This is a genomic window from Ohtaekwangia sp., assembly GCF_036786105.1.
Classification (GTDB): Bacteria; Bacteroidota; Bacteroidia; order Cytophagales; family Cyclobacteriaceae; genus Ohtaekwangia.
This window is the reverse complement of the sequence record NZ_DAIQRQ010000020.1, coordinates 25,121-47,132: the sequence shown is the minus strand read 5'-3', so window position 1 is coordinate 47,132 and position 22,012 is coordinate 25,121. Positions and strand designations below refer to the sequence as shown.

Annotated in this window: 20 protein-coding genes; 10 read left to right on the top strand and 10 right to left on the bottom strand. The window is 44.9% G+C overall.

Annotated features, from left to right (window positions below):
- Positions 1 to 19: 19 nt before the first annotated feature.
- Positions 20 to 1,288: an MFS transporter gene (locus V7Q33_RS10825; protein ID WP_333819847.1), complete on the bottom strand. Its 1,269-nt coding sequence runs from the start codon at positions 1,286 to 1,288 to the stop codon at positions 20 to 22.
- A 369-nt stretch (positions 1,289 to 1,657) separates the two neighbouring features.
- Between V7Q33_RS10825 and V7Q33_RS10820 the strand changes: the two genes are divergently transcribed.
- From V7Q33_RS10820 to V7Q33_RS10800, 5 genes are all read left to right on the top strand, one after another.
- The gene (locus V7Q33_RS10820) at positions 1,658 to 3,703 is read left to right on the top strand and encodes a HelD family protein (protein ID WP_333819846.1); all 2,046 of its coding nucleotides are present in this window, start codon (positions 1,658 to 1,660) and stop codon (positions 3,701 to 3,703) included.
- A gap of 430 nt (positions 3,704 to 4,133) precedes the next feature.
- The gene (locus V7Q33_RS10815) at positions 4,134 to 4,727 is read left to right on the top strand and encodes a DinB family protein (RefSeq protein ID WP_333819845.1); all 594 of its coding nucleotides are present in this window, start codon (positions 4,134 to 4,136) and stop codon (positions 4,725 to 4,727) included.
- A gap of 120 nt (positions 4,728 to 4,847) precedes the next feature.
- The gene (locus tag V7Q33_RS10810; RefSeq protein ID WP_333819844.1) at positions 4,848 to 6,545 is read left to right on the top strand and encodes a hypothetical protein; all 1,698 of its coding nucleotides are present in this window, start codon (positions 4,848 to 4,850) and stop codon (positions 6,543 to 6,545) included.
- A 168-nt stretch (positions 6,546 to 6,713) separates the two neighbouring features.
- Positions 6,714 to 7,376 (top strand): hypothetical protein, encoded by a 663-nt coding sequence (locus tag V7Q33_RS10805; protein WP_333819843.1) that lies wholly within the window; start codon positions 6,714 to 6,716, stop codon positions 7,374 to 7,376.
- A gap of 199 nt (positions 7,377 to 7,575) precedes the next feature.
- Positions 7,576 to 8,184, top strand: a complete 609-nt coding sequence (locus V7Q33_RS10800; RefSeq protein ID WP_333819842.1) for a CDP-alcohol phosphatidyltransferase family protein — start codon at positions 7,576 to 7,578, stop codon at positions 8,182 to 8,184.
- Here the strand turns inward: V7Q33_RS10800 and V7Q33_RS10795 are convergent.
- Genes V7Q33_RS10795 through V7Q33_RS10785 form a run of 3 tightly spaced genes read right to left on the bottom strand, consistent with a single transcriptional unit; the run spans position 8,126 to position 10,399 of the window.
- Positions 8,126 to 9,226: a metal-dependent hydrolase gene (locus V7Q33_RS10795; RefSeq protein WP_333819841.1), complete on the bottom strand. Its 1,101-nt coding sequence runs from the start codon at positions 9,224 to 9,226 to the stop codon at positions 8,126 to 8,128. The two genes, V7Q33_RS10800 and V7Q33_RS10795, sit on opposite strands and share 59 nt — an antisense overlap.
- 40 nt (positions 9,227 to 9,266) lie before the next feature.
- Positions 9,267 to 9,773, bottom strand: a complete 507-nt coding sequence (locus V7Q33_RS10790) for a GNAT family N-acetyltransferase (RefSeq protein ID WP_333819840.1) — start codon at positions 9,771 to 9,773, stop codon at positions 9,267 to 9,269.
- A complete protein-coding gene (locus tag V7Q33_RS10785) occupies positions 9,773 to 10,399 on the bottom strand; it encodes a hypothetical protein (RefSeq protein WP_333819839.1) in 627 nt (208 codons plus the stop codon). The genes V7Q33_RS10790 and V7Q33_RS10785 overlap by 1 nt, the downstream gene beginning before the upstream one ends.
- 62 nt (positions 10,400 to 10,461) lie before the next feature.
- Between V7Q33_RS10785 and pdxR the strand changes: the two genes are divergently transcribed.
- Together pdxR and V7Q33_RS10775 are read left to right on the top strand one after the other, a co-directional pair.
- Positions 10,462 to 11,898, top strand: coding sequence for a MocR-like pyridoxine biosynthesis transcription factor PdxR (pdxR, locus tag V7Q33_RS10780; RefSeq protein WP_333819838.1), 1,437 nt, complete (start codon positions 10,462 to 10,464; stop codon positions 11,896 to 11,898).
- A gap of 332 nt (positions 11,899 to 12,230) precedes the next feature.
- The gene (locus tag V7Q33_RS10775; protein ID WP_333819837.1) at positions 12,231 to 13,709 is read left to right on the top strand and encodes an RICIN domain-containing protein; all 1,479 of its coding nucleotides are present in this window, start codon (positions 12,231 to 12,233) and stop codon (positions 13,707 to 13,709) included.
- 157 nt (positions 13,710 to 13,866) lie between these two features.
- Here V7Q33_RS10775 and katG read toward each other — a convergent pair whose 3' ends face one another.
- The 4 genes from katG to V7Q33_RS10755 form a co-directional block, all read right to left on the bottom strand.
- Positions 13,867 to 16,110 carry a catalase/peroxidase HPI gene (gene katG, locus V7Q33_RS10770; protein WP_333819836.1) on the bottom strand — a complete coding sequence of 748 codons (2,244 nt, stop codon included), beginning with the start codon at positions 16,108 to 16,110 and terminating at the stop codon, positions 13,867 to 13,869.
- Positions 16,111 to 16,351: 241 nt separating this feature from the next.
- Positions 16,352 to 16,642 carry a hypothetical protein gene (locus V7Q33_RS10765; RefSeq protein WP_331974511.1) on the bottom strand — a complete coding sequence of 97 codons (291 nt, stop codon included), beginning with the start codon at positions 16,640 to 16,642 and terminating at the stop codon, positions 16,352 to 16,354.
- 119 nt (positions 16,643 to 16,761) lie between these two features.
- Positions 16,762 to 17,952 (bottom strand): winged helix-turn-helix domain-containing protein, encoded by a 1,191-nt coding sequence (locus tag V7Q33_RS10760; protein ID WP_333819835.1) that lies wholly within the window; start codon positions 17,950 to 17,952, stop codon positions 16,762 to 16,764.
- A gap of 99 nt (positions 17,953 to 18,051) precedes the next feature.
- On the bottom strand, positions 18,052 to 18,249 hold the full coding sequence (locus V7Q33_RS10755) for a hypothetical protein (protein WP_331974513.1): 198 nt from the start codon (positions 18,247 to 18,249) through the stop codon (positions 18,052 to 18,054).
- Between the two features lie 70 nt (positions 18,250 to 18,319).
- Between V7Q33_RS10755 and V7Q33_RS10750 the strand changes: the two genes are divergently transcribed.
- Positions 18,320 to 18,766 (top strand): DUF1572 family protein, encoded by a 447-nt coding sequence (locus V7Q33_RS10750; protein WP_333819834.1) that lies wholly within the window; start codon positions 18,320 to 18,322, stop codon positions 18,764 to 18,766.
- 76 nt (positions 18,767 to 18,842) lie between these two features.
- On the opposite strand, the gene V7Q33_RS10745 is transcribed toward V7Q33_RS10750, so the two are convergent.
- Complete coding sequence (locus V7Q33_RS10745; protein ID WP_331974515.1) at positions 18,843 to 19,367, bottom strand: DinB family protein; 525 nt, start codon at positions 19,365 to 19,367, stop codon at positions 18,843 to 18,845.
- 617 nt (positions 19,368 to 19,984) lie between these two features.
- On the opposite strand from V7Q33_RS10745, the gene V7Q33_RS10740 reads away from it, so the two are divergent.
- Together V7Q33_RS10740 and V7Q33_RS10735 are read left to right on the top strand one after the other, a co-directional pair.
- Positions 19,985 to 20,821: a universal stress protein gene (locus tag V7Q33_RS10740; protein ID WP_331974517.1), complete on the top strand. Its 837-nt coding sequence runs from the start codon at positions 19,985 to 19,987 to the stop codon at positions 20,819 to 20,821.
- A 93-nt stretch (positions 20,822 to 20,914) separates the two neighbouring features.
- On the top strand, positions 20,915 to 21,757 hold the full coding sequence (locus V7Q33_RS10735) for a helix-turn-helix domain-containing protein (RefSeq protein ID WP_333819833.1): 843 nt from the start codon (positions 20,915 to 20,917) through the stop codon (positions 21,755 to 21,757).
- 46 nt (positions 21,758 to 21,803) lie between these two features.
- Here V7Q33_RS10735 and V7Q33_RS10730 read toward each other — a convergent pair whose 3' ends face one another.
- Entirely contained in the window at positions 21,804 to 21,977 is a 174-nt protein-coding gene (locus V7Q33_RS10730) for a hypothetical protein (RefSeq protein ID WP_331974521.1), read from the bottom strand.
- Between the last annotated feature and the right edge of the window lie 35 nt (positions 21,978 to 22,012).

Below are 22,012 nucleotides of genomic sequence, written 5' to 3'. Positions count from 1 at the left end.
CTTACTTCTTACTTCTTAATCAACTCGTTTCAACCGTACGCTCCTCCAGCTGCCCGATCTTCATCTTATCAGTTTGCTTTAGCGCACGTTGCCGCAGGTACGGACCAAATAGTAAAGCAATCATACAGGTAATGATACCCTGGATCAGAAATGTTTTAGGCGCTCCAATGTGACTGGATAACGCTCCGATGAGTAATGCTCCAATAGGTTGCATACCAAAAAATGCCATGGCATAATAACTGATCACACGTCCGCGCATCGCAGGAGTCACCATAGTTTGAATGAGTGTATTGCTAATAGTAGTCTGCGACATCATACCGAATCCAACAATTATCAGAAAGGGTGTTGCATACGAGAGTATATCAAGGTGTGAGAATAAGATCAGCCCCGCGCCAAACAACAATGTGTTGTTGAATAATATTCGCTTGAGGTTTGCTCCAGGATTGAGCGATGCCAGAAATATAGCACCTCCCAATGCACCCACGCCTACAATGCTGTTGAGATAACCGAACGTAGTAGCCTTACCGTGGAATATTTCTTTAGCATAGATCGGCAGCAGCGTTATATAGGGAAGCGAGAAAAGGCTGACGAGCGCCAGCATAAGCATAATGGTGCTGATAGACGGTGTATTTTTAAGGTATATAAAGCCGTTCTTCAGATCCGTGATCGCGTTGGTAACACGCTCCGGTTTCTTATACGGTGGCAGCTTCATAAAGAGGAGTGAAGTGATCACTGCTATAAAACTGCATCCGTTTAGCAGAAAGCAAATAGCCGCGCCCCATTGATGCAACACAAGACCCGAAAGTGCCGGACCAATAAGCCTTGCCAGGTGTACCATGGAAGAATTGAGCGCGATGGCATTGGGAAGATGTTCTTTGTTGTCAACCATGTCGTATACCAGTGCCTGGCGTGCGGGTACATCAAACGCATTGATTGTTCCGAGTACAACACTGAGAAACAGTACCTGCCAGGCAGTATAGTGGCCCGACATTATCAGTACAGTAAGTATAATGGCCTGCACCAGCGAAGCTATTTGCGTAAGCAGTAAAACTTTATATCGGTTGAAGCGATCTGAAACTACTCCGCCAATGATTGAGAACAGAAACGAAGGGAACTGAGCAGCAAAAGCCGTAAGGCCCAGCATAAAAGCAGATGAAGTAAGCTCATAGATAAGCCAGTATACGGCGGTGCGTTGCATCCATGTACCGATCAGTGAAAGGGATTGTCCGGAAAAATATAACCGGTAATTCCTGCTTTGAAATGCGCGAAGAGTCTTGGTAATAATCATGGAGTACAAATCCTCATCTTATAACGTTCATCAACATCACGAAGAATGTCTTATAGCAATGATAAGACAAATGCCTGCAACATTCACTGGATTTTACACCATGGTTAATTTTCCGAGATTCTTTGTGAACAGAGATTTTTGACGGAATCGTTAAAAAAATATGCCGGGACAGGCGGAACAGGGGTGAGTATCTGGTGGTATATACGCAAGTTATTGGCATGTAACCCACGTGTGCGCTGGTTAAAAAAAAATAATTTTTTTTTGTAAAGAATAGCCGTCATTCATTTTACAACACTTTAAAATTCCGCAGCAAGGCGTTAATTTTGAAACTTGTCCACGGCAAACAACCCATGATTTTAACCACCCCAGATGATCAATACCACAGAGCAGGAAGAACGCGAGTATCTTGAAGAGATCAAAGAGAAACTGCAGGTCGCCCTCAGGCGTGTAGACGATACGGTGCGAAGTTTTTCGGCAGAGCTTCGGCAAAATAAGGAGTATATCTACGAACACCAGTCTGGCCTGGATGAGGCTGATATGGTTGCGGCCGGACAGTCCATCAACCGTATGGCTTTTACCGGGGAGTCGGCTGTCGCAAGAAAACGAAAGTTGCTCAAGCTTCGCGAGTCTCCTTATTTCGGGCGCATTGACTTTGTAACCGGTGGCGAACACGCTCCCGTCTATATCGGTATATATTCCTTCGCTGATGAACGTGCCAACCTCATCTACGATTGGCGCGCACCTATATCTTCCATGTTCTATGATTTTGAATTGGGTAACGCCTGGTACAAGACGCCTTCCGGAGATGTGCACGGTGAAGTGGTGCTGAAACGCCAATATAAAATTCGCGATGGAAAGATGGAGTTCATGATCGAGAATGCTGTGAACATCCACGATGATATCCTGCAGAAGGAACTCAGCAAATCATCTGACGACAAGATGAAAAATATAGTCGCGACTATTCAGCGCGATCAGAATGCTGTAATCCGTAATGAAACATCCCCGGTCATGATCATTCAGGGTGTGGCCGGTTCTGGTAAGACTTCGATTGCTTTGCACCGCATTGCCTTTTTGCTATACCGCTTTCGCGATTCCATTGCCTCGAAGGATATATTGATTCTCTCGCCAAACAAAGTATTTGCAGACTATATATCCAACGTGCTGCCCGAGCTGGGAGAGGAGCATATTCCGGAAATGGGTATTGAAGAACTGGCTGCTGAAATACTGGAGAATAAATATACTTTTCAAACTTTCTTTGAACAGGTATCAGTGTTACTGGAGAAACACGATGCGGCCTTTATTGAGCGCATCCGCTTCAAATCCTCTTTTGAATTTTTAGGTCTGCTCAATCGCTATCTTATTTACGTAGAGAATAATTACTTTACACCGGCCGATGAAGAAATTCGCGTAGCCGGCATTGTAGTACCGTGGCCGTTTATCATCGAGCGATTAAAGGCATATCACAGGATGCCAATTCTCAGGCGCTTTCACGAAGTTGTTAAAGATATACTGAACTATATCCGCACGCAGACCAAACGAAAGCTTACCGGTGCGGAGAAGGCGTTTATATGGGAAACCGTACCCAAGATGTTCAAGGCAAGCAATGTGCTGGATCTATACCGGGGTTTTTATACCTGGGCGAAGAAAGAGGATATGTTCAAAATGGGCGCTGGTGGTTCATTGGAATATGCAGACGTTTTCCCGCTTATCTATTGCAAGCTCAGAATGGAAGGCGCCAAGTCATACGATGAAGTAAAGCACTTACTGATTGATGAGATGCAGGATTATACTCCCGTGCAGTACTCAGTATTGTCGAAATTATTTCATTGCAAGAAGACTATACTGGGTGACATCAGTCAGAAAGTAAATCCATACAGCGCATCGTCTGCTGAAGGCATTCAGCAGGTGTTTCCGCAGGCCGATACCATCAAGCTGTTCCGCAGTTATCGTTCCAGCTACGAGATTACAGCATTTGCGCAGCACATATCACATAACCCGGATATAATACCAATGGAGCGCCATGGCGCACCTCCGGAGCTAAAATGCTATAACAGCAACGCAGAAGAAGCTGAAGCGATACGTGAGATGATTGCGCAGTTCAAAGCATCCGAATATCAATCCCTGGGAATCATTTGTAAAACACTTCAGCAGGCAGAAGACCTTTACAGTGGATTGAAAGCACATGGTATACATTTGCTTACTCCGGAAAGTACGGCGTTCATGAATGGCATCATTATCACCACAGCACACCTGGCCAAGGGACTTGAGTTCGATCAGGTAATTGTGCCTTTTGCATCAGCTCGTAACTATCACACGGATGTAGACCGCAGTATGCTGTATATAGCCTGTACACGCGCCATGCACCGGCTCACATTAACATATTCACGTGATCTCACTCCGTTTGTGGTGAGTTAACGGTTACATGCTAATCGTTAACTGTTTAATCCCATGTCCTGGTAAGCTATCGGGAATAAAAGCCTTTGTAACTCTGAGTCTTCTTGTGATACTTTGTGCAACCGGATTTGAGCTTCAGATTGTCATTGCATCTGCAAATGCTGACAAACCCGAGAAGCTATCAAAGTAAATTCAGGCTCAGGCAGGATAGGTTGTATGGGTAAACATGCATAAATTATTTTAAATCAATAAAGCATTTTTAGAAAATACTATTACATTTGTTTCGTAATGAATACATCAGCATTCCATATCGCATTTATGTCACCGAATCACCAGCTTGTGAAATGGAAATATATGCCCGGGAATGAATGATGTTCGTAAGTGAAATAACTTATGTACAGAAGCCCGGGTAAACACCCGGGCTTTTTTATTTACTACTGATTTTGAAACCATGCCAATCAAACATATACTTATTAATCTCACACGCGAACTGATCCGCACCTTTGCCGTAGTGGATGAGTGGTTCGACAAAGAACACTCCTTACATTGCTATAAGCCTGCATCAGGAGGATGGTGCGTACACGAGGTGCTTGAACACATCATGCTTACCAATCATTACCTGCTCGTGATCATTGAAAAGGGTTGTGAGAAGGCCTTACGGAAACACGAATTACTTGCCGATAAAAACTATATATCAGAAGGTTATACGCTGGCGAACCCGGCACTTCTGGCGATTGGAAAAAACAAGTCGTTTGAGTGGCAACGTCCGGAACATCATCGCCCGACAGGTGAGAAACCGCTGGAAGAAATCAGGCGCGCGATTCGTAACCAACTCGCCCGGTGTCTGGATACGATCGATCAACTTCCCGGAGGAGAAGGTGTATTGCATCAAACTACCATGTCGGTAAATAATCTGGGCAAGCTGGATGTGTATCAATATATATACTTTCTGTCGTTACACGTACAGCGACACTTGCAGCAACTGTGCGCGATCGAAGAGGAGTTTAAAGGTTCATCGGTTGCGTTCGGTATAGAGGGGAGATAATACGCTCGCTATAAAATACGTATATACCGGTATTGCCTTCTATCGGGCAAACCGGTATATTAAGGTATTGATATAATATACTTCTGAGTCAATTTTTATTTTACATAACCCTCTCGTAAAATGAAAAGCCGCAATCCGTTATACATTCTTTTGATGTTTCTTTTTCTTGTGACCGGCTGCGGGCAGAAGGAGAGAAACCGCACGCAGTTTCTGCAAGAGCTTCAGTCCATCGATATCAGGCGGGGCGAGATTACGTTATGTGGTTCTGAACAGGGAAGCTTTGGCAAAGTTTCCTTTGGTCTTTCCTGTGCTGAAAAGGTTCGGGCTGATTTCAATCTTGCTACAGCACTGCTCCATTCATTCGAGTATCCCGAAGCAGAGAAAGTCTTTGCAAAAGTAATTGATGCTGACCCGGAATGTGTCATGGCCTATTGGGGTGTGGCCATGAGTAATTTTCATCCATTATGGGCACAACCTGCAAAAGAAGAACTGGTAAAAGGAGAGAAGACCCTGGCATTGGCCCGGTCGCTTAAAAGTACTTCGCAGCGTGAATCCGATTACCTGGAAGCAATCGGTGCATTCTATGATCATTGGGATTCGCTTGATCATGCTACGCGTGTTTCGAAATTTGAGCATGCAACAGAAGCGATCTATCGCAAATACCCGGATGATAAGGAAGCTGCTATATTTTATGCATTGGCCTTGCGGGCGGCATCTGATCCTGCTGATAAGACTTTTGCCAAACAACGGAAAGCCGGCGAAATCTTAAATGCCCTTTTTACAGCCGAACCTGATCATCCGGGTATTGCGCATTACCTTATTCATACATACGATTACCCTGAGCTTGCAACGCTTGGACTACCGGCCGCGCGCAAGTATGCCTCCATTGCTGCCGCGTCTGCACATGCACAGCACATGCCGTCCCACATCTTTACACGATTGGGATTGTGGAATGAATCAATACAGTCTAACCTGAACTCCATATCGGCAGCACGTTGTTATGCCGAGAACTCCGGGTTGAAAGGCCATTGGGATGAAGAACTGCACGGCATCGACTACCTGGTATATGCTTACCTCCAACAAGGCCGTGACGATCTGGCCAAAGAGCAACTCGATTACCTTGGAACGATTGATCTTGTTTCGCCCGTTAATGGTAAAGATGCCTATACCATGGCAGCGGTACCGGTTCGCTATGCGTTGGAGAGAAAAGACTGGAAAGCCGCTGCAGCGCTGGAGCTTCCATCATCACAGAATTTTCCGTGGGATAATTTTCCATGGGAGAAGGCTGTACTATCTTTTGGTAAAGCACTGGGTGCAGCGCACGTTCATCAGCAAGATGCCGCAGTACAGGCATTGCATGCATTGGAAGATTCCTATAAACGTCTTGCAGAAAAGGGCAAGATGTATGAAGCCAATCAGGTACTTATACAGATGAAAGCTTCGCAGGCATGGATGAAATTTTTTGAAGGACATAAAGAGGAAGCATTTCAATTGATGACAGAGGCGGCCACCCTGGAAGACGCTACCGAGAAACATCCGGTAACACCGGGAGAAGTTTTGCCGGCTCGTGAACTGTTGGCGGATATGTATTTTGAATCCGGTGACTATATAAAAGCATTGGCAACTTATGAGGAAGACCTCAAGCGACATGCAGGGAGATTCAACGGTCTTTATGGCGCAGCACAGGCAGCACAGAAATCCGGTAACATATTGAAAGCGGTTCAATACTATAGGGAGCTCGTATCGATGGCACCATCATACGATCACAAACGAGCCGCCTTGTTGTATGCCGAGGCGTTTTTAAAAAAGCATGTCTGAGCTTCTGATTTAATCGTACATGGCGATGTGTCTGAATATCTTCAACGATCCATCGGGTAATCAATAACTACATCTTTATGTATTGCGAAATGATGCTTTGTATTTTATATTTAAGATATGAAACCATGCACTATCCTTTTAGCTGTTCTTATCATTTGTCAGCTTGCAATGGCACAGCAGGAAGATCAGAAATACATCGTTAAACAGGGAACCCGACCGCGTGATACATTCAGCTTTTCTGATATATACTTGTACCCGGCCTTCAATGCCGGCAAGGTATCATTTAAAAACGGAACCAGTGGTGCCGGCAAGATGAACTATAACCGCTTTACATCGGAGATAGATTTTATTAAAGGGACCGATACGTTAGCGCTTGCCGATGCAGAGACTATGAAAAACGTTGTTATTGGCAAAGATGTTTTCTACTACCAGAAGGGTATTGGATTTGTTCAGATCGTAGCTGAAACACCGTATGCTGTTTTTGCCAGACAGGAGAACATTTCTCTTGTAGACAGAAGACGGCAACCCAACAGGGCTACCTCCAGCAATACATCTAATGGTACCTATAACAACCAGATCACTACCGGTGCCGGTGTTGCTTCGGGCCTGGCGCTGAACATGAGAGAAGAAGTAGATATGATCTATCGCAAGAAGACAGAATACTACTTTGCGAATGTAAAGGCCCGCTTTGTCAAGGCTGATAAGAAAAGTATAGTAAAGCTATATCCTGAGAAAAAGGATGCACTCACCGTATATTTTACAGAGCATGAAGTAGATTTTCATAGCCAGGAAGCACTGCAGGAGTTATTCAACATTATTACAAGTCAGTAATAATATAGTGTTCTGTAGAGGAATAAGCATTCGCGTCAAAATAAAGCTGATCGAAGTTGATCAGCTTTATTTTTATAACGAACCAGAAAATTGCTGGAATAGAATTATAGTCTATAGTAACAAGATATCTTTTGCAAGTACATCTGGATGTTGTTCAGAATGCACTGAAAGAGTTTTGTGTATAATATTCCGCAGCTTTATGGAAATGCATCATCAGTCACGAACAAGTTACTATGTCGTTAACAGCATAACTATGTACCGGCTGGTATCTGCTCCGTTTTTGCTTATACTGGCCGTTGTTGGGGCTATTGGTATTTTTAAATGGCTGATTGCATTCAGCTTTCTTACCGACGCTGTTGATGGCCCATTATCGCGCAAGTATAAAGTTACCAGTGTATTTGGTGCGCGGCTGGATTCCGTTGCTGACGATGCTACGGTCCTGGTGTCCATTATAGCGCTTTGCATACTGCATAGCGATTTCATCTATAGTCATTGGATTATTATAGCAGGATTGCTGGCGTTGTTTGTCATTCAGATGACGGCCGCACTTATCGCCTATAAGAAAGTTACCAGCTTCCATACATACCTCGCTAAATTTGCAGCCGTAACACAGGCTATATTCTTTCTGTTAAAGTTCTTTGATCTGCCGTTTGGCGAAGCGGCATTTTACGTCACCTGTGCCGTTACAGGGTTGGAACTGCTGGAAGAGATTATCCTAGTCATTATCATTCCCGAATGGAAATCAAACGTCAAGGGTTTGTATTGGGTGCTGCGTTCAAATCGTGACGCGGAAGAGGCAAGCAAGTAGTCTTGTAGATACTCATGTATTCAATGGCAGGCTTATATACCAGGCGCCTGCCCCGTATTCGCAACAGGAGTGCTTTTAGCTGGCTAGCATTCCACCCGGTAAACCTTCCACGCTGTATTACCAGTAAGTTATTATCAGGTTGTTGAAGGTCGTACCGAAAGATAAAGGGCGCTTTCGGATTCGTCCATCCGAAAGCCTGCCCAAATCGGATGTCATTAAATGCGAGTGTATCGTGCGTATAGTCAATGACATAATACTGTTGGGAAAATCGTTTTAAATACTGAACATCTTCGCGCTTCTGAACCGGTGCGAGCAGAGTCTCACCCCGCGGATGAAAAGTATAGTTCGTTGGCCCTTTGTCAAACACCGACCGATATCCTGTATTGAATCCGTCTGTCTCTTCTGCCACGATGTACCACAAGAAAATATTAAGTGGTGCCGGCGTTGTAAAATAACGATGATTGTTTGCCGATAGGCGTAAATCCTCTGTTGCCATATGCATGATCGAAAGCTTCATCGCAAACGCAGCAAGCATATATATACCACACGGGATGAGCCCAAGCCTGACAAACGTTATACGACCCTGATGTTGTCGATGCGATACGACCAGTCCAATCAACGCTATGCACGGCCATAAAGTAAACAGGGGATCCGCTACGAATAGCAGATTCAGCGAGTATCGATGATGACTGAAAGGTTCCCACAGGCCGATGCCATACACGTTCATAACATCTATTGCGAGGTGCATGAGTATCTCTGTTCCCAGAAATATACTCCACTTTAAAAATGTGAGCTGCCTGCTCCACCGAACCGCGACAGCGGCTAACAGAAGTGCTGCAAGCACTGCAAATAATAATGAATGAGAGAACCCCCGGTGTGCCAGCAAATATTGCGCAGGTGGCAGCCAAAATGAAGTAACAAAGTCAATATCCGGCAGCGACTGTGCCAATGCCCCTATAAGCATTGCCTTTTTTCCCAGCGATCTGCCCGCCAGAGCTTCACCCGTTACGGCACCAAGCGCTATATGTGTCAGAGAATCCACCGAATATAGCTTGTGATAAAAGAATATGCCGAGGCTGAATCTATAAGCTTCGCCAGCTATAGTAATTGTGATCGGTGTCTAAAACAAAATCAGTTCGTTGGTATAGACTGTTTCCAATGGTGTTTGTCTTGGCCGTCTCCAACAACAATGAAGCTGCACCCGTTTCTTGTGTTAGCTGCTTGGCGCGATCGATCAACTTTACCGACACTTTCAATCCCCGGAATGCAGGTGCTACATACAGATCATTCAACAACCAGATTCTTTTCATTCGCGTAGACGACAGGAGAGGGTATAGCTGCACAAACCCCATCGGTATATTTTCATCAGACCATGCGATGTAGATCACAGAGTCGTGGCTGGTGATTCTTTCTGATAAAAAAGCTGTAGCACCTGGCAAATCGCTGGGATGTTGATAGAACACCCGATATGCGTCAAATAGTGGCGCCAGCGCTTCAAGGTCGTCTGGTACCGCCTGTGTTATAGTCATGCGTGATATACTATACTGGTGATTAACAAGTTTGATGTTTATATATACTGCTCGTGTCATCAGGGAGTTATGCGATGTGAGGTGTTGGTCAGATTCATCTCCCAGGTACGGCCATTGTCAGGTGAAAATGCCTGGCTCCATACCGGGTTTTGCGGATCTGTCTTGTCCCATTTGAACATGACGAGAATCGGTTTGCCTTGAAAAGTGTCTTTACAATAGAAGGTACCAATAGGTCCTTCAAACGATCCTACTACGGGTGGATCGAGTATCCCCAGATTACTGTCCACCCAATACAGACTCCAGAGTTTTGTCTGTGGATTAAACAGTCGAAGCGTAAGCCCTTCGTAGGGTTTGTCACTCACCTGGTTATAAGATGTCTTGAAGATATCAATGTTGGCAATTCCATTTAGCACCGGGCCAAAATTTTCGTCTGACGATTTATACTCAACCCATTCTGTACAGTTGTTTAACCGTGTTTTGAGTCGCTTGTTGTCCATCGTCCATTTGCCGGCCAGGAAATCAAAGTCATGTGCTGATGATGTCTTCGATGCAGTGATTACCAGCCCTCCCTGCGGTGATATTACTGCATTAACCATTTTAAAATCTTTGGCGATTTGCGCGCACAACGGCAGCGTTGCAAACAGCGACATAAGAAGTATGCCTACTGATACGTTTTGCTTTTTCATAGATATGGGTGTTTGATTTGAGATACCAGGTGCCTTATTTCACAAGCAAAAGTAGTGTATCTTTGCACCCCTATACGGATGCAGATTTTGACTTTTTGAAGGATGCAGATATGATCCCTACCATTCACCATGCCGACAAGCCGTTGTATGAACAGATCTATGAATTTTACAAGGATGCCATCCTCAAAAAGCATCTGAACTATCGCGAGCGGTTGCCTTCTTATCGTGTGCTGGCCAAGGAACTCGGCATTGGTAATAACACGGTATTGAAAGCGTATGAGCAGTTAGTGCTCGAGGGGTATGTGACTAATGAACATCGCAGGGGATTGTTTGTTACCAGGATCGATCATAAAGACTGGCATATAGAGGCGGGGAATCCTGCAATGCGTGTCAAAGAAAAACAGGAAAAAGCATGGAAGCCTGCTTTCAATACATCTATACATCTGGTAGACGAACATACTTTTCCTATGAAGCAATGGCGTAAGTGCAGCAACTGGGCGCTTGATTCTATCAGCTTTCAATATCCGGAATATGAAAAGGATGATCCGCTAAAGGAGCAACTCATTCAATACCTCTTTCAATACCGTGGTGTTCGGGCTACTCCCGAACAATTGCTGATAGGTTCCGGAGCTACCGTACTGGTATTCTGGCTGGCTTTCATTCTGAGAAATTCCTGCTCCAGGATATTAACGGAAGACCCCGGCTATCCGCGGACGCGTCAATTGTTTCAGGAGTTTAATTACCACGTTAAGCCTATACGTGTAGCCACTCATGGTATTGATCTGCAGCAACTGGCGCGAGAAAAAGCTGATCTGCTTTACCTTACGCCATCCCATCAATATCCCACCGGGGCAGCTATACCGGTGAGTCATCGCATACAGATTCTGAACTGGGCAAAAAAAAATAAAGCTTATATCATAGAAGATGATTTTGATTGTGAGTTCCGGTATAAAACAAAGCTGATGCCTTCGTTGCAAGGACTTGATCGGGATAATCGCGTAATCTATATCGGGACCTTCTCGAATGCGCTGATGCCATCGCTTCGTGTTGCCTATATGGTGTTGCCCGGGCAGTTTCCCATTCCTTATACATCCTATAGCTACCTCACGAATACCGCTCCTTACTTTACACGCAAGGCACTGGCGCTATTTATAGAAAAAGGTTATTGGGAACGACATCTCAAAAAAATGCGCATCCTGTATAAACGAAAATATGAAGCATGTATAGAAGCACTGCAAGCGCTTCCGGAGAATCGAATACACTTTAATCAGACACCTTCCGGCTTGAATATTTTATTGCGAATACAATCAAGACTTAGTGAGAAAGAAATGTTGGTGCGTGCTCAGAACAATGGAGTAGTCGTTACTCCTGCCAGTGTATTTTACTTTGATAAAAGCAATCAGCCGAAATATCCCGAAGTGCTGTTTGAGTTTGGGAGCTTGCCGTTGGATGAAATTAAGAAAATAGTGGGAAAGCTATATAAGGCGTGGTTTTCGTGAATTGTTATCATTATTCACAAGTAGTGATGCAGAAGTCGGGGCAGACGTAGAATCCGGAAGATAAACTGAACTCAAATTTCTGACTGCTTCACCATTGCCTGGTGAGCGATATACTTAAACCTGGTTTGAAATACAGCCACAGCTACTAATCGCTTTTTGATATACCGGGTGGGAGCGGCCCCTTTAATAACCTTGTCTGTAGGGACAGGTAAGTGTTTTTATAAAAATGCAAACGATTTAACCCCCACGAAATCCACATATATCCCCTTTTAAATTACGCCTGACGTGGTATGTTGGATGCATAATGATTCTACAACCATAAACCTTTTATTATGATCAGACAAACACGTTTTGCAGCCATGCTGTGGCTATCGCTGATGTTCGGATGTAGCCAGGAAGAAGTCGTAACTTCAAATGTACCTAAGTCCGATGTTGTAAACACGACCACCGATAAACGCACTGGCGCTGGGGGTGGTATAGCCGGCGTAAACTGGGCCGATGGCCGTGATAACTTTGTGGACGGCTGGGTTATTCCTTCCGGTCTTACAGCTTCCGATAGCTATGCTACAGTGCAGGCAAAAGCTAATTCTATTCTGAGCGGCTTTCAAACCAATATGCAGGGCGTTAACACGGTGCGCCTGCCGATTAACACCAATAGTGTATTGGAGTCGTGGTGGAGTGCCTATACCGGAGCGTTCGATGCGGCACTCGGCAAGGGCATGAAAGTAATTGTTGCTTGCTGGGAATCTGCGTCTTCACGCGATGGCCGCATTGATGATATAACGCAATTCTGGAACATGTGGCAGGCAGTAGTGAATAAATATGGAAGCAACAGCAATGTATATTTTGAAGTGTTCAATGAGCCGCACGGGTATACATTATCGGAGTTGACATCAATCTATGCTGAATGGCTTTCGCGCTATCCATCGGTGCCGCAGTCACGAATAATTCTGAGTGGAACAGGCTACTCAGAAAATGTTACCGGCGTAGGTGCCGATAGCCGGTTTACCAACTGCTTGCTAGCTTTGCATAACTATGCATACTGGGCAACGCATACATCGCCTGCTGCCTGGGAACAAGACTGGCAGAATCGAATAGGAAGTTACGCCAGTCGTACAGTTGTAACAGAATTTGGTGCTACGATGACAAGCGGTAAGAATTATACCGGTCTGGTAAATGGTGATAATGAAATAGCCTATATACAGGGCTCTACGAATAAGTTCAGAAACAGCGGTATCGCCAGTGTATACTGGCCAGGCCTGCGCGATGGCGATAGCTATAGCATTCAGCAGCGGGGTGGAAGTGGTACCAACATAACACTTACCACAACCAACAGCTCGGGTGTTACCCGCATTCGCTATGGTTGGGGATACGGTGGCTTCGAACCGACCGCATACTATAAAATCACAAATCGCAACAGCGGAAAAGTGGTTGATGTAAACGGAGCCTCTACTACCAATGGCGCCAGTGTTATACAATGGACGTGGAATGGTGGTAACAATCAGCAATGGCGTATTGTGGATGTCGGCAACGGGTATCATCAGATATTGAATCGCAATAGCGGTCAGGCGCTGGATGTAAATCAGGCATCAACGGTGGCAGGGGCAGCGGTTATACAGTGGCCCTGGAACGGTGGTAATAATCAGCAATGGCAGATCATTGATAATGGTGGGGGATACTATCGTATCATCAATCGCAACAGCAGCGATGCGCTGGATGTAAACCAGAGCTCCACCACCGATGGTGCCAGCATCATTCAATGGCCGTGGAATGGTGGTAATAACCAGCAATGGCAGATTGTACAGCAATAAGATATTATATCTGCATGATTATCTATACTGTAATAAGTGGCCATTAACTGCTGATACTGGTTTAGTAATTATGCAAATGCATATAGTATACATTTATAGAAAAAGGTGGCCCGCAAAGCCACCTTTTCTGTAAATAAGTAAACTTGACCTGGTTTGTTTATGAAACCAGAAGGTCAAAGCGGTCGAGGTTCATCACCTTCGTCCAGGCCGCTACAAAGTCTTTAACAAACTTTTCCTGTGAGTCTGTGCTTCCATATACCTCTGCCAATGCACGCAGTTCAGCGTTAGAGCCAAAGATAAGATCAACACGAGTGGCCGTCCATTGGGCTACGCCTGTTTTGCGATCGCTGCCCTCAAAGGTTGTTTGCGCATCAGACGTAGCTTTCCAGGTTGTGCCGAGGTCAAGCAGGTTCAGGAAGAAGTCATTCGTAAGAACTTCCGGACGCTTGGTGAATACACCGTGCTTTGAGCCATCAAAGTTTGTGTTAAGCACACGCATACCACCTACCAGCACGGTCATCTCAGGTGCAGTGAGTGTTAATAATTGTGCTTTATCAATGAGCATTTCTTCTGCTGCAGCTTTGTGTTTGCTCTTTGCATAGTTGCGGAAGGCATCGGCACCCGGCTCCAGCACTTCAAACGATTCTACATCCGTCTGCTCCTGTGTAGCATCTGCGCGACCGGGAATGAATGGAACTGTAATGTCGTGACCAGCATTCTTTGCTGCTTTCTCAACTCCTGCCGATCCTGCCAATACGATCAGGTCAGCCAATGAAATCTGCTTGCCGTCTGTTTGTGCACTGTTAAATTCTTTCTGAATACCTTCCAGTGTTTTCAATACAGCAGCCAGTTGCGTTGGGTTGTTTACTTCCCAGTCTTTCTGCGGAGCCAGACGAATGCGTGCACCATTGGCACCACCACGTTTATCAGAGCCACGGAAAGTAGATGCAGATGCCCATGCCGTGGATACCAGCTGTGATACTGATAAACCTGAAGCAAGAATTTTGCTCTTCAATGCAGCTATATCTTTATCATCGATCAGTTTGTGTGTTACGGCCGGAATCGGGTCTTGCCAGATCAATTCCTCCGCCGGCACTTCCGGACCGAGGTAACGGGCGCGCGGCCCCATATCGCGGTGCGTGAGTTTATACCAGGCCCGTGCGAATGCATCGGCAAACTCCTTCGGATTTTCAAAGAAGCGTCTTGATATCTTTTCATATATAGGATCAAATCTCAATGCAAGGTCGGTAGTAAGCATAGTAGGAGCGTGCTTTTTGGATGCATCGTGTGCATCCGGCACAGTGCCTGCACCCGCACCACCTTTCGGCTTCCACTGATGTGCACCCGCAGGACTCTTGGTCAATTCCCATTCAAAGCCAAAAAGATTTTCGAAAAAGTTATTGCTCCATTGGGTAGGCGTTGTTGTCCACGCACCTTCCAAACCACTCGTAATGGTATGCGCACCGTTACCTGTGCCGTATGTATTTTTCCAGCCGAGGCTTTGTTCTTCAATGCTTGCAGCAGCAGGTTCATGACTTACATATTTACCCGGTTCCGCTGCTCCGTGGGTTTTACCGAAGGAGTGACCGCCGGCAATGAGTGCTACTGTTTCTTCATCGTTCATCGCCATGCGACCGAATGTTTCGCGGATGTCACGAGCTGCAGCAACCGGATCTGGTTTGCCGTTAGGGCCTTCCGGATTTACATAAATAAGTCCCATCTGTACAGCTCCTAACGGATTCTCCAGTTCACGATCGCCTGTATAGCGATTGTCGCCCAGCCATGTTTTTTCAGAGCCCCAATACACATCTTCCTGTGGTTCCCAAACATCTTCACGGCCGCCGGCGAAGCCAAATGTTTTGAATCCCATGGATTCGAGCGCGCAGTTACCTGCAAGGATCAGCAAGTCTGCCCACGAAATTTTCTTACCATATTTTTGTTTGATAGGCCACAACAGCAGACGCGCTTTATCGAGGTTGGCATTGTCGGGCCAGCTATTGAGCGGCGCGAAACGTTGTTGACCTGCACCGGCACCACCGCGACCATCGGATACGCGATATGTACCCGCACTGTGCCATGCCATGCGAATAAAGAAGGGACCATAATGACCATAGTCGGCCGGCCACCATTCCTGCGATGTTGTCATCAGTTCAAAGATATCTTTCTTTACAGCTTTCAGATCGAGCTTCTTAAACTCACTGGCATAATTAAAAGACTTATCCATTGGGTTGGATAGGGCAGAGAACTGACGAAGAATATTCAGTCTTAATTGATTCGGCCACCAGTCGCGGTTTCTGGTACCACCGCCTGCGGCTTGCTTCAATGAGCCACCGTGGAAAGGGCATTTTGCCACACTGTCGTTAACGGTGTAAACGTGAGTTTGATCTGTGTTGCTTGTCATTATGATAATGGGTTTATAAGTTAGTGAACCTTGTTACGTGTTGAGATGCTTAGCACATCTTCGCTTTGCACGTTACAATGTTAAACCCAACCGGGAAATAGATCAAATTGATTATTCTGATGTGTATATAGGATTTGTCTATGATGGCTAATGTAGAGAGCCGAAAGACGGAAGTCTGAAAGTTATAGCTGGTGATCTGTTCTCACCGCTTGCTCACACATCTATTGGCTCGCAGCTATTTTCAAAGGTCGTCTTCTGTAATATCATGATCTACAGAGTTCATGATGATCTCGCGGTATTGTTTTTGAAGTCGTTCGTATAGGCCGGTCTCAGGAGTGTAGCCGGTGATTTTTACGAGGTCTTTGCTGGAGTTCTTATTTGTTATAGGCGGTGTTATACAGGTAACGCTCATGCCGGCACGCTGCATGGCATAGATGCTGTTATAGAACAAATTGCCATTGGGCGAGCGGCCGCAGACTTCAAATGTTTTCTTGATATCGTCTTTTACGATCTGCCAGACCCCGGTATACATGCCTTATTTTTCTAGTTTAGTTTTCTTCAAGCTGTAAAGGTAATCATTCCTGGTGATGAAGTTGCGGGCTTCTGGCTGCCAGCTGCCAGAAGTCTACTGTTTGTAGAATTGGCGTGCGCTTATGGTAGTGTGTTTCTCAGGGTTTTCAACAATGTTTTATTATTAGACTTTTCTATTGTGATGGTTTCACATTGGTTGAACCTGGCAAAGCGCTGGATGGCATCGCATACTTTTCCGATCATGGCCTTGGTGAGCTTGATGTCCTCGAAGTGAATGTTGTGGATGATCAGCATTCGTTGTTTGCGATCGGCTTTGGAATCCATTCGCGCAACAAAGGTATCTCCGATGAGTACAGGTAACGAGAAATAACCATATTTCCGTTTTGGTTTGGGTACAAAACATTCTACCTGGTAATCGAAGTCAAAGAAGTCGCGCAGGCGGAAACGGTATACATTGAGTATATCGAAAGGTGAGAGTATAAATGCATCGCCGGATAACGTAATCTTTTTCTTTTTATACTCGGGAAGCATGTATAGCGGTGTTTTCAGATCGGCAACAGCCACGCTGCACACCTCACCAGAATCTACAAGTTTTAGTATCTCTGTTTTCACGGAGTTCTTTACAAAACGTGCACTCCAGGCAATCTCTTTGATCGAAGCAATGCCCAGTACTTTCAGCGAGCGCATAATCACATGCCTGGCAAACTCTTCATCTGTAGGCATGGTAGTATCGATGTCGCCGGGCAGTATATTTTCCGGCAGGTCATATACTTTTTGAAAATCTTTCCTTCGTGTTGTTACAAGCCGACCATCAAAATGAAGTCGTTCGAGTGCCACTTTCGAAGGGCGCCAGTCCCACCAGCCGGAACTTTTCGTAACGCGGTCGTTCTCGAAATCGCGCGCCCTCAGCGGACCTTCACGTGCTATGCGATCCAGTATTCTTCGCATGAGGTTGACTTCCGCCTGCGTAAGATCGTTTCTTCGGGCAGCAAAGCTGGCTTTTACGGGTAGCGAGAAGCGGAAGTCACGCATGGGTATATATCCTGTGGCAAATGTCCAGAATTCAAAGATGCGTCCATCGGCTTGCAGCTCGTCAATCCATTCAAGTTTATAGTCCGGTATACGTGCAGCAAGGGTGTGATGGTGTGCACGCTCGACCACGTAATTTGTATCGATCTGCACAAATCCCAATTGGTCGATTAGCTTGTACACAGCTTCTTTGCCTTTGCCAAATTGTGCGCGCCTGGCCAGCCCTGCAGCATGAAGAATAATTTTCCGGGCCTCCGGTTTTGTCAGAATGATCTTGTCCACATATGAAATAAATAAATTCCCGGATAGCAGAAAATACTCTCAGAAGATCGGGAAATTTAATTTTTCAATTTTGTAATCTTCCAATTTTCAAATTGCCTTCTACTTGAAGAGATTAAAGTTGGCAACCATCTGCTTATATTCCGGGAGAATTTTTTCATAGAGCGCTTCATCGGCTCGCTTCAATGAGTTCATCAGGGCGCCAATGCCAGAATCTTTCAGCGTAATACGTTGCGCTTTTATCTCCGCCATTTTATTACGGATTGTAGCTTCCAGCTTTATCAGTTCTCGTTCGGTCATGGAAATATTGTTGACGTAGTAAAAATATATATTTTTTACCTTCGCTCATCTGATCTGCTATTTCATTATCATGATGTTGAATACTATACTGACAGGCTTTTATGAGCGCGATATCTCCAGGCTGATTGACGAAGTTAACTTATTCAGGCATGAAGAGAACCTGTGGAAAACGAAGGGATCGGTAAAAAACTCAAGTGGAAACCTGGTGCTGCATATCATCGGCGGTACCAATTATCTTATTGGCGCTACGTTGGCTAACACAGGATATATACGTGATCGCCACCAGGAGTTCATCAAAAAAGATGTGGCCAGAAAAGAACTTGTGAAGCAGCTGGAAGCGCTTGTCCCAATGATCAGCAATACGTTAGACACGCTCTCGTTGGATGGTGAATACCCGTTGCCATTTGATGGAACCAAACGTTCCAACAGTTATGTATTGATGCAGTTAGCCCTTCATCTAAATTATCACCTCGGGCAGGTAAATTACCTGAGACGTATACTGGAATCGGAAGCATAAATTGCTCGGATCAGGCATAAAAAAAGTGGCACCTGGCCACTCTTCTTATAATACTTTGCAATATGCAGTTCAAAGGTTATTTACCTCCTTCGCTCCATGGAGGAGTGATTTTATTCATACGTGCATACGCGATCAACTGACCGAGGTGCTCATTTGAGTGACCCAGCGCAATCAGGATAGCAGACATGCTGGTGTAGTCGCCAGGAAAAGGAAATTCCACTTTGGTAGCCAAAGATGCATCCTGCGTATTCTTGATGGCGTTGATGATCAACTCATAAGAACGTTTCAGCTCCGCAGCAATAGCATCCTTTGTTTTCAGATCCTTCTCAATTGTTTGCATGTTTACACCATCCGGAATCTTCGCGCCCAGCTTGGATGCAAAGAAATAATTTGCAGAGATAATGTGTGCACAAACTTGTGCTACTGTGCGTACACCATCTTGTGGCTTCCATGCATACTTGTCTGCAGGAATAGCTTGTGCCAATTGCATTACATGTCCTGACACGTAACTGAGTGATCCGGCTGATTCATTTTGGAATTGTCCCTGGCAAAATGCCTGCATTGAACATAGCAGCAATGCAACAATCAATAGTTTTTTCATAAGCGTTGGTGGGTTGGTGAAACTATAGCGCTAAAGATATAGAAGAGCACCGCGATATCAAAAAATTAAAACATTATGCTTCTGTAATCATGGCTGAACATAACAGCATTGGCACCTTATAATAAGAAGGGATTCAAATACTTATAGGAAGCTAAAGAAAACAAAAAATATTCTCGCCAGGCCATTAACAAATGTATCGTTTACGCTTGGTAGCATTTATTTAAATATAGCCTCTGAAATAGATGAATATTTTTACTCACGCAATGAAAGGTATATACCAAGAGCACAACAAGATTCTGATTATATTTTAAAAGACGTGGGAGCAACTACAGAGCCAACTCTTTTATGCAATAGAACCACCGAATCAACAGCTGCTTGAATTTGCTGAAAGGGGAGTAGTTCACAGGGAAATCGCAAGCCGAAAACGGAAGGGAGCGCTTGCGCGGGAGTAAACGGATCACTATAAATTTTTTATGATCTGCAGGCACAAACTCGTGAGTATAAATGTTTTACTGCCATTGAGGTCTCGTTACTGACAAAAATCATAGTAAAGCCTGAGTTAGGTCAAGAAGATATCCGCTTCAGGCGACTTATTTGAGTATTGAAATGATTTTTTTATGAAAACGATTATAGTCGCCACCGATTATTCGGCTACGGCCAGTAATGCACTCCGATTTGCAGCGAAACTGGCGCAGGTATTTAATGCTAACCTGGTATTGTTCAACGTTTACCATTTTAATGTTCACGTCAGTAACTCGCTGGCGAAACCGGAGGTAAGAGATCACATCATTAAAGACAATGAAAATCGCCTGAAGAGGCTGGCGGAAGAAACTGCGCTGCTATATCAACTTAATGTAAGCTGGGACATCAAGACGGCAGACACCGTAGAAGAATTGAAAAATTACGCCACCTCGCATCAGCCTGATTTGGTGGTGATGGGAATGGACAGCAACATACAGGAATACAAACTCTTTGGAAATACAACTACGGCGGCCATCCGGAGATTAAAATGTCCGGTGTTAGTGGTACCCAATGACGTAGAGTATAAAGGAATCAGCAGAGTTCTCTATGCCTGCGAGTATAAATTTCTTTGCGAAGACAATCATCTCGACCTCTTAAAGGAAATTACCCGGAAATTCACTGCAGAACTTCAAGTCTTCCATGTAGAAACCAAAGCCGATAAACGCGTTCCGGTAACTGCCGATATACAGATCAGTACAATCGACAAGCTCATGGAAAACATTGATCACACGTATCGCTTTGTTGATAATCCAAGCATCGCAGATGGTATTATCCAGGGCGTAGAAGCATGGAAAGCTGATCTGCTGGTAATGGTACCCCACAAAACCGGCCTCTGGGAATCAATCTTCAAAAGCAGCACTACACGAGAGATGACGTTGCGAGGTCGGGTGCCGCTGTTAATACTTCCGAATGTTTCCGGGCATCCTGTTTAGTGGTGCTGAATAATTATTTAACATAATATAAATTATATAACTTTATGACGAATATTCCCGTCTATATCCTAAATTGACCTTTTTACATCTTCAATGCAGCACCAACATCAGGAATTTGAACCTCCCGAAGCGTTACAGGACACCATAAAATGCTTCTGGTACGACAGCAGAGATTCCGGAGTGTTTGAATCCGGTTTCGAGGTATTGCCGGATGGCTACGCTGAAATTATTTTCCATTTCGGAGGCGGCTGCAGCACTTTGCATCAAGGAAGTATGAAGTTGTTGCCTTCGCCATTTATGGTGGGCTTGCTCAATCGGCCTGCCGTTTTTTATACGAAAAATCGCCTGGAAATTATTGGCATCCGCTGTTTTCCCTGGACTGTGTTCGATTTACTCAAACTGCCATCCGGTAAAGACGAAGTACGCGTATTTGAGCATCCTATAGCGCAGCTTCAGCCTGCATTAAACGGGTACATAGAATCTGGTAACGTAGATAAAGCGCTGGTCCATGTAAAGGAATATTTTCTGAATGCACGGTCGCGAATTGCTACTGACAGTATGCTGTTTAAAGCAGGAGTCGCTATGCGCAAAGCAAACGGCAGCATGCCGGTAAGGGAAGTAGCAGCGGCAGCGCATGCAACGGTTCGTACCCTGGAAAGAAACTTCAAGCAATCATCCGGTTATACAGTTAAGGATGTGTCTGGTTTGATGCGCTTTGAACAGGTACGCAACCGGTTATGGCTTCACCCGGAAACTAATATTGCCGGCCTGGCACACGAGCTGGGCTATGCAGATCAATCGCATCTGAGCAGAGAATTTAAACGTTTCAGCGGCACGACACCAGCAGTCTTTGCGCGAAAAGCCAGGAAAGCGAAACAGCTTGCGAACAGTGATTTTATTGCGTTTACAGGTGGATTCGGTAAACTACAAATATAAAAGCCGGTCCATCCGGATCGGCTTTCCATTATGTTAAATATATCTTTTAAAGAGCCTTTAGGTTTCTCATAAACTCTTCAGCCTGTTCTTTGGTCTTGATCACTTTACTTAAAGAATCGGTATTTCCCGAAGCCAAATGTACATGCATGGAATTTCTGTTACCATTTTCCCTGGCTTTTTCAGTAAGTGCTTTGATCTTATCTAAAACGCGGTCTTTCATTTTGTAATACGAAGATACAACAATTTATTAAGTTT